The organism is uncultured Phascolarctobacterium sp. (genome assembly GCF_958349595.1).
In the GTDB taxonomy this organism is placed as follows: domain Bacteria; phylum Bacillota; class Negativicutes; order Acidaminococcales; family Acidaminococcaceae; genus Phascolarctobacterium.
On the sequence record NZ_CATWDQ010000004.1, the window covers coordinates 16,679 to 30,151 of the forward strand.

Annotated in this window: 10 protein-coding genes and 1 riboswitch; of the genes, 4 read left to right on the top strand and 6 right to left on the bottom strand. The window is 46.1% G+C overall.

Annotated features, from left to right (window positions below):
- Window positions 1-19 precede the first annotated feature (19 nt).
- Window positions 20-2,263, bottom strand: coding sequence for a TonB-dependent receptor (locus tag Q4G98_RS04730; protein ID WP_293718847.1), 2,244 nt, complete (start codon window positions 2,261-2,263; stop codon window positions 20-22).
- A 167-nt stretch (window positions 2,264-2,430) separates the two neighbouring features.
- Window positions 2,431-2,609: riboswitch (cobalamin riboswitch) on the bottom strand.
- A gap of 119 nt (window positions 2,610-2,728) precedes the next feature.
- On the opposite strand from Q4G98_RS04730, the gene Q4G98_RS04735 reads away from it, so the two are divergent.
- Both Q4G98_RS04735 and Q4G98_RS04740 read left to right on the top strand, forming a co-directional pair.
- A complete protein-coding gene (locus Q4G98_RS04735; protein ID WP_293718849.1) occupies window positions 2,729-3,559 on the top strand; it encodes a MerR family transcriptional regulator in 831 nt (276 codons plus the stop codon).
- Window positions 3,560-3,683: 124 nt separating this feature from the next.
- Entirely contained in the window at window positions 3,684-4,394 is a 711-nt protein-coding gene (locus Q4G98_RS04740) for a DUF554 domain-containing protein (protein ID WP_298565792.1), read from the top strand.
- Window positions 4,395-4,461: 67 nt separating this feature from the next.
- Here Q4G98_RS04740 and Q4G98_RS04745 read toward each other — a convergent pair whose 3' ends face one another.
- Together Q4G98_RS04745 and Q4G98_RS04750 are read right to left on the bottom strand one after the other, a co-directional pair.
- Window positions 4,462-4,962, bottom strand: coding sequence for a hypothetical protein (locus tag Q4G98_RS04745; protein WP_298565789.1), 501 nt, complete (start codon window positions 4,960-4,962; stop codon window positions 4,462-4,464).
- Between the two features lie 310 nt (window positions 4,963-5,272).
- On the bottom strand, window positions 5,273-5,524 hold the full coding sequence (locus tag Q4G98_RS04750; protein WP_298565786.1) for a hypothetical protein: 252 nt from the start codon (window positions 5,522-5,524) through the stop codon (window positions 5,273-5,275).
- A 164-nt stretch (window positions 5,525-5,688) separates the two neighbouring features.
- On the opposite strand from Q4G98_RS04750, the gene Q4G98_RS04755 reads away from it, so the two are divergent.
- Both Q4G98_RS04755 and Q4G98_RS04760 read left to right on the top strand, forming a co-directional pair.
- A complete protein-coding gene (locus tag Q4G98_RS04755; RefSeq protein ID WP_298565783.1) occupies window positions 5,689-6,372 on the top strand; it encodes a phosphoribosylaminoimidazolesuccinocarboxamide synthase in 684 nt (227 codons plus the stop codon).
- A 121-nt stretch (window positions 6,373-6,493) separates the two neighbouring features.
- A complete protein-coding gene (locus tag Q4G98_RS04760) occupies window positions 6,494-7,597 on the top strand; it encodes an amidohydrolase (RefSeq protein ID WP_298565780.1) in 1,104 nt (367 codons plus the stop codon).
- A gap of 196 nt (window positions 7,598-7,793) precedes the next feature.
- Here Q4G98_RS04760 and Q4G98_RS04765 read toward each other — a convergent pair whose 3' ends face one another.
- From Q4G98_RS04765 to Q4G98_RS04775, 3 genes are all read right to left on the bottom strand, one after another.
- Window positions 7,794-10,169 (bottom strand): YadA-like family protein, encoded by a 2,376-nt coding sequence (locus Q4G98_RS04765; RefSeq protein WP_298565777.1) that lies wholly within the window; start codon window positions 10,167-10,169, stop codon window positions 7,794-7,796.
- 595 nt (window positions 10,170-10,764) lie between these two features.
- On the bottom strand, window positions 10,765-11,742 hold the full coding sequence (locus Q4G98_RS04770) for a M23 family metallopeptidase (protein ID WP_298565774.1): 978 nt from the start codon (window positions 11,740-11,742) through the stop codon (window positions 10,765-10,767).
- Between the two features lie 12 nt (window positions 11,743-11,754).
- The gene (locus Q4G98_RS04775; RefSeq protein WP_301961862.1) at window positions 11,755-13,371 is read right to left on the bottom strand and encodes a polysaccharide biosynthesis protein; all 1,617 of its coding nucleotides are present in this window, start codon (window positions 13,369-13,371) and stop codon (window positions 11,755-11,757) included.
- Between the last annotated feature and the right edge of the window lie 102 nt (window positions 13,372-13,473).

The window sequence follows — 13,473 nt, forward strand, 5'->3', positions numbered from 1 at the left end:
CTGCCCTGACCCGGTTTATTTAAAAGCTGTAGCGCAGGCTCACATTATAGGTCCTACCGGAAGTTGCTTCGCTGGCATAAAATTCTTTGTCAAACAGATTATTGATGCCGAATTGTAAAACTGTACCTTTAGCGATTTCATAATTCAACGCTGTATTGACAATAAAATACGCGTCCTCCGCCCCATACTCGCCGGTAACGTCATCCGGAGCCTGACGTGCGCTTACATACTGGCAATCCAGTATGGCATTGAATTTATCTTTATTATAATTGACACCTGCATGAAGCAGATGCTTGGGAATACCATAGTCTGCACTGTTAGACTCTTTTAAATTAGTCCCTGCCACTGTGCTTTGTTTCACCTTACCCTGCTGCCAGGCATAATTAAAATATGTTCCCCAGTTATCATTAAACCTGTGGTCTATAGTAAATTCTACGCCACGGCGTTTTTCCGTGCCGTAGTTCTCATATTTTTTATACTCTACAGTCGACGTCCCCGGTTGATAATGGGAAGTATATAATATTTTATCATCAGTTTTGACCTGATACAACGAAACAGCCAAATCCGTCTGCTGAGATAGTTTTTTCTTCATGCCGATCTCAAAGGTATTCGACGTTTCCGGATCCAGATCAGGGTTCGCTACTACCCCACCCATACTACCGCCACCATCGCGATAGACCTGATACAGAGGCGGCGGATTGAAGGAATGACCGTAAGAAACGTAGTAATTGGTGCTGTCATCAGCTTTATAATCAAAAGCTATCTTCGGGCTGATCTCATTATAGCTCACTTCATCATAATCCAGCGCACGTTTTAAAGCACCTGTATTTTTATCATAATACCTGCTTTTGCCATCCATTTTAGTAAAATGATCGTAACGAACACCCAGATACATCGTCAGCGGATCGCTGATCTGATATTCGTCCTGCACAAATAAAGCTATATTCCGCGCTTTGCCGCCATGATTTTCATAAACGCCGTTATTACCAAGTGATCCGATGACAGAATCATGATCGCGCCAGTTACTCAAGTATTTACGCAACTGGTCAAAGCTCTCCTGTTTAAAGCTTCCGCCTACTAAAATCGTATGTTTGCCGACATTGTCCCAGGCCTTCTGCACATCAAAATTATAGGTTTCACCGGGATAGAAGGAATCAGTACCGGCACCCGTCCAATCAGTAGATTTAGGACTGCTGGGACTACTAAAACCATTGCTCTTCATGTCCAGATAACCAAAACTGGTGCTGAATTTATTTTTGTTATCGTTATAAGCCAAGGTATGCAGATCAGATTCTTTCCGTCCATCATAACCTAAATAGGTGCTCAGGCCTGGTTTCACTACCATACCATTGCCCACATCTACATTACCGTTAAAAACCGGTTTTCCGTTTTCATATATTGTCGTCCAGGGATTTTGGTAACGGTATTCACTTTCTGTGTGGATAAATGTATATTTTAAAGATCTGTCTTTATCAAAATCATACTTGATATTGGCCGAAATATTTTCATTTTCCCAAACCTTTTCACCGCGTCCACCTAAAATATATTTACCGCCGCTGAGCTGCGGCAGTTCATGATCAGGTTTTACAGCCCCAGATCCTTTACTAGCGCTACCTGTATAATAATAACCTCTGAAGCCGTCAGATTTTCTGTTTTCATAGCCGATGCCAAAAGACAGTTTTTCATTAGCCTTAACATCTGCATACAAAGCTTTTTTCCAGGTATTATTACTGCCATAGCTGACTACGGCATTTACATCAGCGCCTTTTTTCTTAGGATTATCCTTCGTGATGATATTAACGACCGCGCCCACTGCCCGACCGCCATACAAAGAAGAACCGGCACCCCTTACAACTTCTATACGGGCAATTCTTTCAACAGGTACCATTTCCCATTCCATACCATTATTATAAGTAGTATTCATCGGCAGCCCGTCTAACAAGACCAAAATATCACTGGAGCTGAAGCCCCTGATCTGAATTCCTCCCTGTGCCACCTGACTCATATAAACTCCTGGTAAAGTCTGCAGTGCTTCCGGCACAGAATTGATATTTCGTTCCTCAATGTCCTGAGCCGTCACAACACTGACGCTAGAAGGTACTTCCTGCAGCTCCTTCATGGTTCTGGTAGCCGTTACCACCATCTGATCCAGATTAAACTGCTGCAGACCTTCTTCTGCATATACTGCTGTACCCCCCCAGATGACATTGCCAGTTATAAGTGCTACCATCAGTGCACTCTTACCCATACTCTTTTTCAACACGTTCAACTTCCTTTCATAACTTTTTTATTGAAATAAAAGCTTCACATCTGCCTATCCTTCATAGCCGCAGCTGCTTCTGCTTTTATTAGCAAACAAAAATACCTTCTGCCACGGCAAAAGGTATTAAACGGTTTTCAACCACATCATTACCTCACTGTCTCACGCAGCAGTAAATTTTATCATCAGGCAAGTTCTTCTGACTCAAGTTCATCGCGCCTCCAAGCCTTCCCGGATAACTCCAGTGACATAAATATGGATTTGCTCACTCTTACAGCGACGGGATCGTGCGGGCTTTGCACCCAACTTCTCTATTAAGACCTGCGTCACCTGATAACAGCAATATTCATTTTCTGTATTTTATAATAAAGTATTCTATTTTATATCCACAACTATATGTTATAATATCATATATAGCATATTACTATGTATGGCTACTAGACAGTCAAGAGGGAGTTTATTTTTTTTATGAAAAAACCAATTGACAATTATTTTACGACAGGCGAACTGGCCAGTCTTTGTAAAATCCCCCGTAAAACTTTGCTTTATTACGACAGCTTAGGCCTGATCACGCCTGAAGTTGTTGAAGAAAACGGCTACCGCTATTATAAGCGGACCCAACTGTTTGCCCTGGAATTGATCTTAACAATGCGTAAACTCGATATTCCGCTGGCAGAAATTAAAAGCTATCTGGCAAACAAGTCCTATTCTAACTATCAGCAGCTCCTCGCTGACCGTGAAACGCTTCTTGAACACATGATCGAAAAAATGATCAGTCTAAAAAATGAACTGCACCATTCCATCATCAATCTTCAGCAATTAGAAAACATTAAATTTAATAAAATCCTGACTGTCCAAACGGGAGATGAATTTTTGTGTTTAAGCCAAACGGTTGCGCCTAAAATGAACTTTAAAGACAGAACAAAAATCTCGGCCAGTCTTTTTATCGACTTGGCCGAACATATACCACTTAACAATCATACTTTTGGCTATATTGTCGATAAAGACACTCTTCGCGATCTGAAAGCACCCCGCCATATCAAATATTATTTCTATCCTGTTTTTACTGAAACCGCTTACCCGCAATGTATGATAAAACCCGGCGGAACCTATCTTACCCTTTATTTCCAGGGGATTTATATGGACAATTATGATAAATATATCAACGCACTTTCAGAATACTGCTCTGACAATAAACTTCTGCCTGTATCGGATATTTATATCACATCGGTAAAAAACTTCTGGCTTACAGACGCAATCAATGAATATATTTATAAAATAGAAATACAAATAAAATGACCCATCTCCGGCAAATATCGGAAACGGGTCATTTTTTATTTTTACCGATATACTCTGTTTTGATGTTTGCATTATCTAAAACTAAATGTTATAATGATGCGATTTTTTACAAGGAGGTAAAAACATGTCTATTGGAATTATTGTAAATTCAGCCTGCGTGCTGATTGGCGGTCTACTCGGCAGTTTTTTAGGAAGGTTGCTGCCGACACAAATGCGCGAATCACTTTATGGGTTATTTGGATACTGTTCGATCATTATCGGTATCATTCTGCTGCAAAATATAAAATCGATGCCAGCCGTTACCTTAGCACTTATCGTAGGTACAATCATCGGTGAAGCGCTCAAAATAGAGGACCAGATCAAATTTGTATCTCTCAAGCTTAAAATTTATATCGAACGCCTTACCAATACTGCCACAGCCGATAACGATACTTATATCAGCCGCTTCGTAGGTCTGCTTATGCTGTTCTGTACCGGCAGCACTGGTATTCTCGGCGCCATTGGCGAAGGAGTCAATGGTGACAGTACCGTCCTTCTAACTAAATCTGTTATGGACATTTTTGCAGCGTTTGCTTTCGCTGCCCATATGGGACCCATGATTGCCTGTATTGCCATCCCGCAGTTTCTTTTTTTTAGCCTCCTCTTTTGGAGCGCCAGCTTTATCATGCCGCTTACCGATCCTCTGATGATTGGCGATTTTATGGCCTGCGGCGGTATTTTAGCTATTATTACCGGGTTTCGCATCTGCGAACTGAAAGACTTCCGCATAGCAAACACCCTGCCGGCTTTATTTATTGTGATGCCGCTCAGTTATCTTTGGCGAACTTATTTCTAAACTGCTGCGTAACAAAAACAGACCCTGCAAATGCAAGGCCTGTTCCGTCACCCAAACATACTCAACCTCAATAATACTCTAATTCACGTTCAATGATCACGCCGGTCGCGGGGTTGAATTTCAGCTCGCCTTTAAAGCGGTCACCTGCAAAAAAAGCCTGATAATAAGAATTATTGCCGTCTTTAACCAGACTTACTGCAATGTCACGCGCGTCAGGATAAGCAGCCAGCACTGCGGCTTCGATATCCTCCTGATTTTTGTTGATGACGGTGCTGCCTAAAACAAAAACTGCGCCTTCGACTTTGACTTCTTCTACTTTAGACGTTGCGGTAGCAACCGTTACAAAGTAATACTCTAAAGTAGCCGGGTCCTGAAAAGTGATCAGGCTGTTCTCGTCCTGAGTCTTATACCCCTGAAAATCGCAGCTGGCCGGGATCTCGTTTTTAGCAGCTGCAATAGCGGCTCTGGTCAGTGTCAGCGGGCTGGGTCTGTCAGCGGCAAAGCCTATGGCTGTCATGCCGAGAACAGCTGCCGCAAGCAGTACAGAAACAATGTTTTTCAATTTCATAAAAATTCACTCCCTTTATTTTTTAGCATCAACATAACTGTAACTATTGTACAAAATATTTTTCACCTTTTCAACTCTATGCTATCTATTATCTATATTTATTAATTGACCGTTCTTGTTTTCCAATACGCTGTATTTATGATTTTATCCATACTGTTTTAGCTGTTTTTAAAATAATCAAAAAAAATTTCGTCCATGTCAGTATTGCGTCAGCTTTAACCTATCGCCAATTTTTTCTTGCAGCACCACTCTCAGAATAAAAAAACAGGCTCCCTGTTCTTGCTCAGGAAACCTGTTTTTTAACTTGCCGTCAGCACTGTTTTTCTGTCTGCGTTTTTTCTGCAGCAGCAGTATTCACGCCGTCCTCTTCTTTAAAAAAGTATTTCATAACGCCGCCGACTAACCCCTGTACCAAAAGATATTTATATTCGTTTTCGATCCGTTTTACTTCCCGCTGTACTTCTTTTTTAATAAACCAGAAGGATAAAGCCACACCCAGCATCGCACCGATTAAAGCGCCCAAAAATGCGATCCAGATCGCAGGTATCGAGATATTGATCATTTACGCCACCGCCTGTCTGTTTTCTTTGATTTCAAAATATCACATTCGCCTGGACATGTCAAATTAAAGAAAATTCCTCTTTTCTTCTATTGCCACTAAGAGACCAAATATTATATAATATTGTAATAGTTCCAATACTTTTAAAAGTGAAAGGGTTGTTACCAATGGAAAAAATTTACGAAGGCAAAACTAAAACAGTATATTCCCTGGCAAACGGCAATGTACTCTTAAAATTCAAAGATGACTGCACCGGTAAAGACGGTGTTTTTGATCCCGGTGAAAACAGTATCGGCCTGACTATCGAAGGCATTGGCAAAGCCAATCTCGAAACTTCTATCCATTTCTTCGAGATCCTCAAAAAAGAAGGCGTCAAAACCCACTATGTCAGCGCTGATATCGACAACGCCACTATGGAAGTCCTGCCTGCTAAAGTATTCGGCAAAGGCCTTGAGGTCATCTGCCGTTTGAAAGCAACCGGCAGCTTCATCCGCCGTTATGGCGACTATATCGCCGACGGTACCATTCTTGAAGGCGGCTACGTCGAAGCAACTCTGAAAGACGATGCCAAAGGCGACCCGCTGATCACTTCCGAAGGTTTAGCCGCTCTGGGTATCATGAGCCAGGAAATGTTTGACAGCATGAAAGAACAAACCCTGAAAATCACCAAGATCGTTGCTGCCGACCTGGCTAAAATGGGTCTGGATCTGTACGACATCAAATTTGAATTTGGTTACAACAACGACGAAGTGATCCTGATCGATGAAATCGCCAGCGGTAATATGCGTGTCTATAAAGACGGCAAATATGTCGATCCGATCACATTGACTTCGATCATCCTCGGTAAATAAATCTTTCTATCTAAAGGCACAGCTTTTGCTGCGCCTTTTTTGCTTCTTAGTCATGTTAATGCTATAATTACCTTAAAGCGTAATGCCCGCTTTAATTTTTAAAACAAAGGAACGATGCATTATGAACAAATTAGATCCGCGCAATATTTACGACGACTTACATCAAATTCCTGAACTTGGTTTTGAAGAATTTAAAACCTCTGCCTACCTGGCAGATAAATTAGAGGCAATGGGCTACAAAGTTACCCGTAATATCGGCGGCACCGGCGTTATCGGCGAAATCAAAGGCGCCGAGCCCGGACCAGTGATGATGCTGCGTGCCGATATGGACGCATTGCCTTTTCTCATCGACGGCAAGAAGAAAAATATCCATGCCTGCGGTCACGACGCACATTCTGCCATGCTTTTGGCAGCTGCCTCCGAACTGGTCGGCAAAGTTAAGCGCGGCACGCTGCGCATCCTGTTCCAGCAGGGTGAAGAAACCTTAAAAGGCGCGTTGGCCGTTATTGACGCCGGCGTCATTGAAGATGTCGATATAGCACTTGGTCTGCACATCCGTCCTATACAGGATATTGCCTATGGCGAAATGTCACCTGCTGTACGTCATGCGGCCAGCACGTTCGTACATGTCACCATTAACGGCCTTTCCAGCCACGGCGCCCGGCCGCATCTGGGCGTCAACGCTATCGAAGCAGCAGCTGTTGCTATCAATGTGATCGCTGCCATCAAGATCAATCCCATCGTACCCTGGTCCTGCAAGGTCACAAGTATCAGCGGCGGCGGAACAGCCCCCAATATTATTCCTGACAAAGTAAAAATGATCGTTGATACACGAGCACAAACTAACGAAGCCATGACTGAACTCTTAGAGAAATTGCGCCGCGCGGTGACCAATGCGGCAGTGGCTGTCGGCGCAACCGCCGAAGTCACTACTCCTGACGGCGTGATCCCCGCTGCTGAATACGATGACGAACTGACCGCAGAAGTTGCCGAATGTATCGTCGAAGTCGTCGGCAAAGAAAAACTGGCTAAAGAACTTGTCAATCCCGGCGGCGAAGATTTCCATTACTTCGTCAACAAATATCCCCATATCAAAGCGGCTTACTTTGGCGTCGGCGCAGCGGCAGATCCCGGACTGCATCATCAGGATATGCACCTGAACAAAGAAGCGCTGCCCAGCGGCACTGCTGTTCTGGTAAAAATGGTTGAACGTAAATTAGGCTGAAAATAAATCATAACCATCCGTTTCACGGGTGGTTATTTTTTTAACTGCTTTTAATTTACTGACTTGAAACAAAAGCAGTTAAAACTATCTGAAGACATAAATAATAAATGCCCCAATCTAAAAGACCGGAGCATTTATGGGGAAATATTTAAGCAAAGTAGAGGGTTAAAAAACTTTGCAAAAATCAATTCTGACTTTATTGGATTTTTTCTTTCAGCAACTCTATTTCATGACTTTGTTCTTCTATTTTGGCTAACAGCAGCTGGATCTTCTGATCCTGCGCTTCCAGCGAAGTATCTACTTCCGTACGGGTGTAAATGCGATGTTCTTTTTTGCGATCCGGCGAGCGGTCCAGCGCAAAGTTGACGCCGAAGTTGCCCATTTTGCTGCCGCCTTCGCTGATACCCATGCCCAGCGAGAACATGACTTTTTCGTTGGGGGCATAGAAGCCGCCTACTGCTAAAGCGCTTTTACCGCCGTAGCCACCGTAGGCCATAGCCAGCTCGCCCTTATTACCGTCCTGGAAGCGCGGGTGCAGACCGGCCATTGCTGCCGAGAGCGCGCCGACGCTGTCGATCTCGTCGCCCAGCTTGCTAATATCGTGATTGATGTTGTTAATGTCCTGTTTGACCTGATAGAGCTGACTGCCGTTGACGGCATCCATCGAGGTGGCGCTTACTTCGCCTGCGGCGACGTTACCGATCTTGGTGCCGCCAGTACCTTCCAAAGTGATCTTGTTTTTATTGAGGTTGCCATTGCTGTCGACGTCATATTTAGCGGCGCTGTCATGCACGGCTTTCAGCTGATCTTCGGTAGCTGCCTGCCCGGTCGCATAATTATCAGCGTCCCAAGTAGTGTTAGTCAGCCCGCCCACTTTGCCGTTATTGCCATCGACAGTGACTTTGTTAGCGCCGGAGCCGATCTCGATCACATCGTTCAGCCTGACCTGGTGATCGATACCGCCAGTACCATTAGTGCCGCTGTTATCGACGATCAGGTTATTATCACCGGCCGATACGGTGCTGTGTTTGGCCGCCTCGGTTGCAGCGTTAGACGCTGTGTCATGGATAGCTTTGAGCTGGTCTTCGGTAGCCGCCTGGCCGCTGGTGATATGATCCGGGTCCCAGGTCGTATTGGTCAGGCCATTGACAGTGCCTTCATCATTTTTATTGATAGTGACGCCGCCGGCTTTGACTGAGCCGTCGCTGCCGTCGAGAACTACTTTGCCGCCGGTGCCGACAGTGATCTTACCGTCGCCTGTGCCGTCGATGACGGCAGTGCCGTTACCGCCGACATCCAGCTTATCGCCCAGTTTTACTTCGTAATCAGAGCCGCCGCTGCCGTTCGTTGTCGGCGTAACAACGACATTGCTGTCGCCGGAAGATACTGTAGTCTGCTGGGCGGCTTTCTGGGCTACTTCATAGAGCTGACTGCCGTTGACGGCGTCGGTCGAATCAGCGCTGACCCGACCCGCCGCCACGTTTTGGATCTGGCGTGTCCCGCCGCTGCGCCCTACACTGACCACGCCTACAACGTCATCGACGCCAGCCCACTTAGTATAGCTGCTGTTGCCCTTAACATTATTGATCGCCGCCGCGACAGATCCGCTGCCTAACGCGACGCTGTCTTTCAACGTCATCTCGATATTACTGCCAAAAGCAAAAGAATCCGTAGCAGAACTTGCTATATGATTAGAATTACCAACAGCAGTACTGTTAGCAGCCTCTACCATATTTAAATAGCCAAAAGCGTTAGCATTGCCAGCGGTACCTGCTATATAATTAGCAGTACCAACAGCGGTACTGTTAGCAGCCAGCACTTCATTGTCATAACCAAAAGCATTAGCATTCGTATTGCTGGCCATATTATTATAGCCAACAGCGCTGGCATTTTTACCGCTTGCCTTATTGGTAAAACCAATGGCACTGGCATGCATACCGCTCGCCGTATTGTAATAACCAAAAGCATTGGAACCCTCTCCGCTTGCTGTATTATAAGAACCGACAGCACTGGCAGCCATCCCACTTGCCACATTTACAACACCAATAGCACTGGTATACTCGGCACTTGCTGTATTATAAGCGCCAAAAGCACTGGCATACGTTTCTCTTGCATCGTTGCCGGCACCAAAAGCACTGGAGTCAAAACCGTTGGCTTTATTGTAATAACCAAAAGCACTGGCATTTCTGCCGCCTGCCGTATTATTAGTGCCAAAAGCACTGGCATTTTGCTCACTTGCTGTATTTGTGTCACCAAAGGCACTGGAAAACGCCCCACTTGCTGTATTACTACGACCAACAGCAATAGCATAGCCACCATTTGCCTTGTTGTTATCACCGACAACAATCGCATTTTCACCGCTTGCCTCGCTGTTAGCGCCAACAGCAATGGCCTTTTCACCACTTGCCGTAACATTTTCTCCCGCAATAACTGAATTTGTACCTGTCCCACTCCCAATAGCAGGAGCCGCCTGTACTGTGTTGGCAAAATAGAAACCGCTCCCGGCAAAAACACAGGTACTTAAGAAAATCGCTAAGTTTCTTTCTAATTTTCCTTTTTTTAACTTTTTCATACACTATTCCCCTTTTTGATTTTTTATTGCAAAGAGCAGTAAGTTTCTACTCTTCTCAAGCTGCATAAAAAGCCCAATCATTTCGCTTCCTTTAATTCATTTGTCTTCAGGATAATTAATTAACAAATTTAAATTTATCATTCTTTAAATTATATTAGCATAATTGTCCCCCCCCGCAAGACTTTTTTGTTCGTTTTAGATTTTTTTTCGCTTGTCTTGCAACTGATAACTTTTTTATACCTGCTTTTATTCCAAAAAAAATAACCTCACCGTTATTCTAACGATGAGGCAGAGAGCCGATTTGCTGCAAATATGCACTTCACTAAGGGACTTCGTATTCCTTGACATTTAATTTATCAGCCATTAACTCATCATTCCTTTCCTGTCAGAATGACCTATATGATTACGCTTCTACGTGGAATGATAAGTTTTTGTTTGATAATCTATGCACACATGCATAGCGGGCGGTTGTTTCTTGCAAATGATTTTTTATTATCTAGCTTGAATTACGATCATTTAAAACTGTCTGAAGACATAAAAAAGGCGTTGCTTCCTGGGAAGCAACGCCTTTCTTTTTTCTTTATCTTTTACACCGTTATTTATTCAGCCTCTGGCCGATCTTCAGCATATACATCGGGTCCACATTCTGACCGTCGACAAAAACCTCAAAATGCACGTGCGGGCCGGTGCTGTAACCGCTGCTGCCCACAAAGCCGATGATCTCGCCCTTGCGCACACTTTGACCGGGCGCAACGGCAATGCCGCTCATATGTCCGTAAGCCGTTTCATAACCGTTGCCGTGGTCGATACGCACATAACGGCCATAACCGCCGTTCCAGCCGGCGACCTCTACCGTACCCATCGCGCTGGCGTAAACAGGCTCGCCGAAATCAACGGCAATATCCACGCCCGGATGCCAGTCATAGCCGCCGCCAATCGGACCTGACCGTCCGCCGTAGGGCGAGCTGACCGTACCGCCTTTAGTCGGCCACAGGTCAGGAAAAACCGAACGTTTATTGTTGCGCCCTTCCAGCTCCGAAAGCAGTTCACTCATCGAAGTTTTTTTCTCATCGATCTGCTGCGCCATATTTTTATTCTGCGCCGTCAGCACAGCCGCCATTTCCTTCACACCCAAGTCAGCAGGGCCGCCCTGCCCCAAATACCGGGGCGTGCTGCCGGCGTTCGCCGCCGCTCCTGTCGTACCGCCAAGGTCGCTGCCCAGCTTCGTACTGTCGGTATCACGGATCAACGCACGGCGCAGCTTGGTTTCCAGCGTCGTGATCTCGGACATATCGCGCAGCATTTTTTCATTGTCTGCCAAAAGGCTTTGCAGCTGCGCTTCCAGCTCGCCTTTTTTCGCCTGATATTCTAAAAAATCAGCGCGCTCCTGCCGGAACTGATAAAAATTATAGCCCATATAAACAAGCGCGCCCGCCATACAGACAGTACAGATCAAGACCGCGCCGGCCAGCATTTTAAAGCGTCTGGCCCCTAAATGATAGACCTTCTGCCCTTCGGCCCGCGGTACTGTAAAAGTATACTCTTCCTGCCGCTGTAAATCTTTTTCTTCCATGCTTCTACCTTCTTATCTAAAATACCCTAATTTCTGACCGGCGGCCAGCAGCCTGCGCCCAATAAAAGGCAGGCTCTCCAAATCGTCCTTGCCCATACCGCCCACAGCCAGCAATACGCCGCCATACACAGGTACGGCCACGGCCATCGCCGCCAGGATCGCCCAGGCGCCCCAGTCTGCCGTCAGCGTGATCACGCCGTAAACGGCAGCGCCCATAACAGCAGCAGCCGCCGCGGGTTTGAACACACCGCCAAAGGACAGGGCAAAGCCCGTATATTTGTAAATAAAGATCATATTCAAAATGGCCGCCAGACCAAAATCAACCACCGTCGCCATCGCCGCGCCCCGAATACCCAAAGTCGGTATCGCCGTCAGCGTCCAGCTCAAAAACACCTTGACTGCTGCCGCCAGGATCATATTGATGACCGGAATCGAAGTCCGCCCCAGGCCCTGCAGGATACCCGTACTAATCTGGTGCAGTCCCAGCAGCATGATCCCCACGCTCATCGTCTGGATAGCCGACGCCGCACCGGGAGCATTATAAATCAGTGCCGCTATTTTTTCCGCCAGAAAATACATCCCGACAAAACAGGGACAGGTAATGATCAAAGCGACCCTGAAGGCCGTCCTGGTCTTGGCCCTGATCCCGAACACATCATTTAGCGCCCGCGATTCGGAAATCGCCGGCACCAGACTGATCGTCATAGCAGCAGTAAAAATAGTCGCCAGATTGATCAGCGGTACGGCCATCCCTGTCAGATAACCAAAAAATTCCGTCGCCTGGCTGATATGAAAGCCAGCCGCTTCCAACCGCTGCGGCACGATCAAAAGATCAAGATTAGCCACTACCGGCAGCATCAGGCTGGACATGGACACAGGCAGCGCCAGACGCAGCAGACGGCTGATGATGGCCCGCGCCGATTCTCTCGTTGCCAGCGGGTTCTGATGCTGCAGATCCTCTTTCAGCTTATGCTTGAGCCGCCTGTAGAACCACATCAGGACCAGTAAAGCGCAGAAAGCGCCTACGCCTGCGCCCATACTGGCGCCGCCTGCCGCATAAGCCAGGCCGTACGGCATAAACATATTCGCAAAAACGATCATCGTCACCACGCGCATCAGCTGCTCCACGATCTCGGAAGCCGCCGTCGGCGTCATGATCTGCCAGCCCTGCAGATAACCGCGGAAGCTGGCTAAAAACGTAACAAAAAATACGGCCGGAGCCAAAGCAATGATCGAATAATAAGCACGGCCGTCACGGATCCAGTGATGATCGATCAGCCACTGGGCCCCGAAAAAGAGCGCCGACGCAAAAACCAGCCCGGTAACGAACAGCAGCCGCAGCGAAACATTAAAGACTCGTTTAGCGCCCAGAAAATCCTTCTGCGCCAGTTTTTCCGCCGTAATGATCGAAATGGCTACCGGTATCCCCGCCGACGACAAAGTAATCGCCATCAGGTAGATCGGAAAACCCATCTGATAAAGGCCGATGCCCTCGCCGCCCAAGACCCGCGATAAAATGATCCAGTTCAGCGAGCCGATGACCTTGACAACGATACTTGAAACCGTCAAGATCAGTGTACCTTTTAAAAATTTATTATTGTTGCCTGCCGTCTTTTCGGTATCGCCCATGCTTACCCGCCTTATCCCAATTTACATTTACACATACTCATACATTATAATTATCTACTTAAAGCCGCTTTTTGACAAGCTTTTTCGGTTTTATTTCACAAA

Coding starts and splice junctions, on each gene's coding strand:
- Q4G98_RS04735 (WP_293718849.1), top strand. CDS start 2,729: ATGAAAAAACCAATTGACAATTATTTTACGACAGGCGAACTGGCCAGT.
- Q4G98_RS04740 (WP_298565792.1), top strand. CDS start 3,684: ATGTCTATTGGAATTATTGTAAATTCAGCCTGCGTGCTGATTGGCGGT.
- Q4G98_RS04745 (WP_298565789.1), bottom strand. CDS start 4,962: ATGAAATTGAAAAACATTGTTTCTGTACTGCTTGCGGCAGCTGTTCTC.
- Q4G98_RS04750 (WP_298565786.1), bottom strand. CDS start 5,524: ATGATCAATATCTCGATACCTGCGATCTGGATCGCATTTTTGGGCGCT.
- Q4G98_RS04755 (WP_298565783.1), top strand. CDS start 5,689: ATGGAAAAAATTTACGAAGGCAAAACTAAAACAGTATATTCCCTGGCA.
- Q4G98_RS04760 (WP_298565780.1), top strand. CDS start 6,494: ATGAACAAATTAGATCCGCGCAATATTTACGACGACTTACATCAAATT.
- Q4G98_RS04765 (WP_298565777.1), bottom strand. CDS start 10,169: ATGAAAAAGTTAAAAAAAGGAAAATTAGAAAGAAACTTAGCGATTTTC.
- Q4G98_RS04770 (WP_298565774.1), bottom strand. CDS start 11,742: ATGGAAGAAAAAGATTTACAGCGGCAGGAAGAGTATACTTTTACAGTA.
- Q4G98_RS04775 (WP_301961862.1), bottom strand. CDS start 13,371: ATGGGCGATACCGAAAAGACGGCAGGCAACAATAATAAATTTTTAAAA.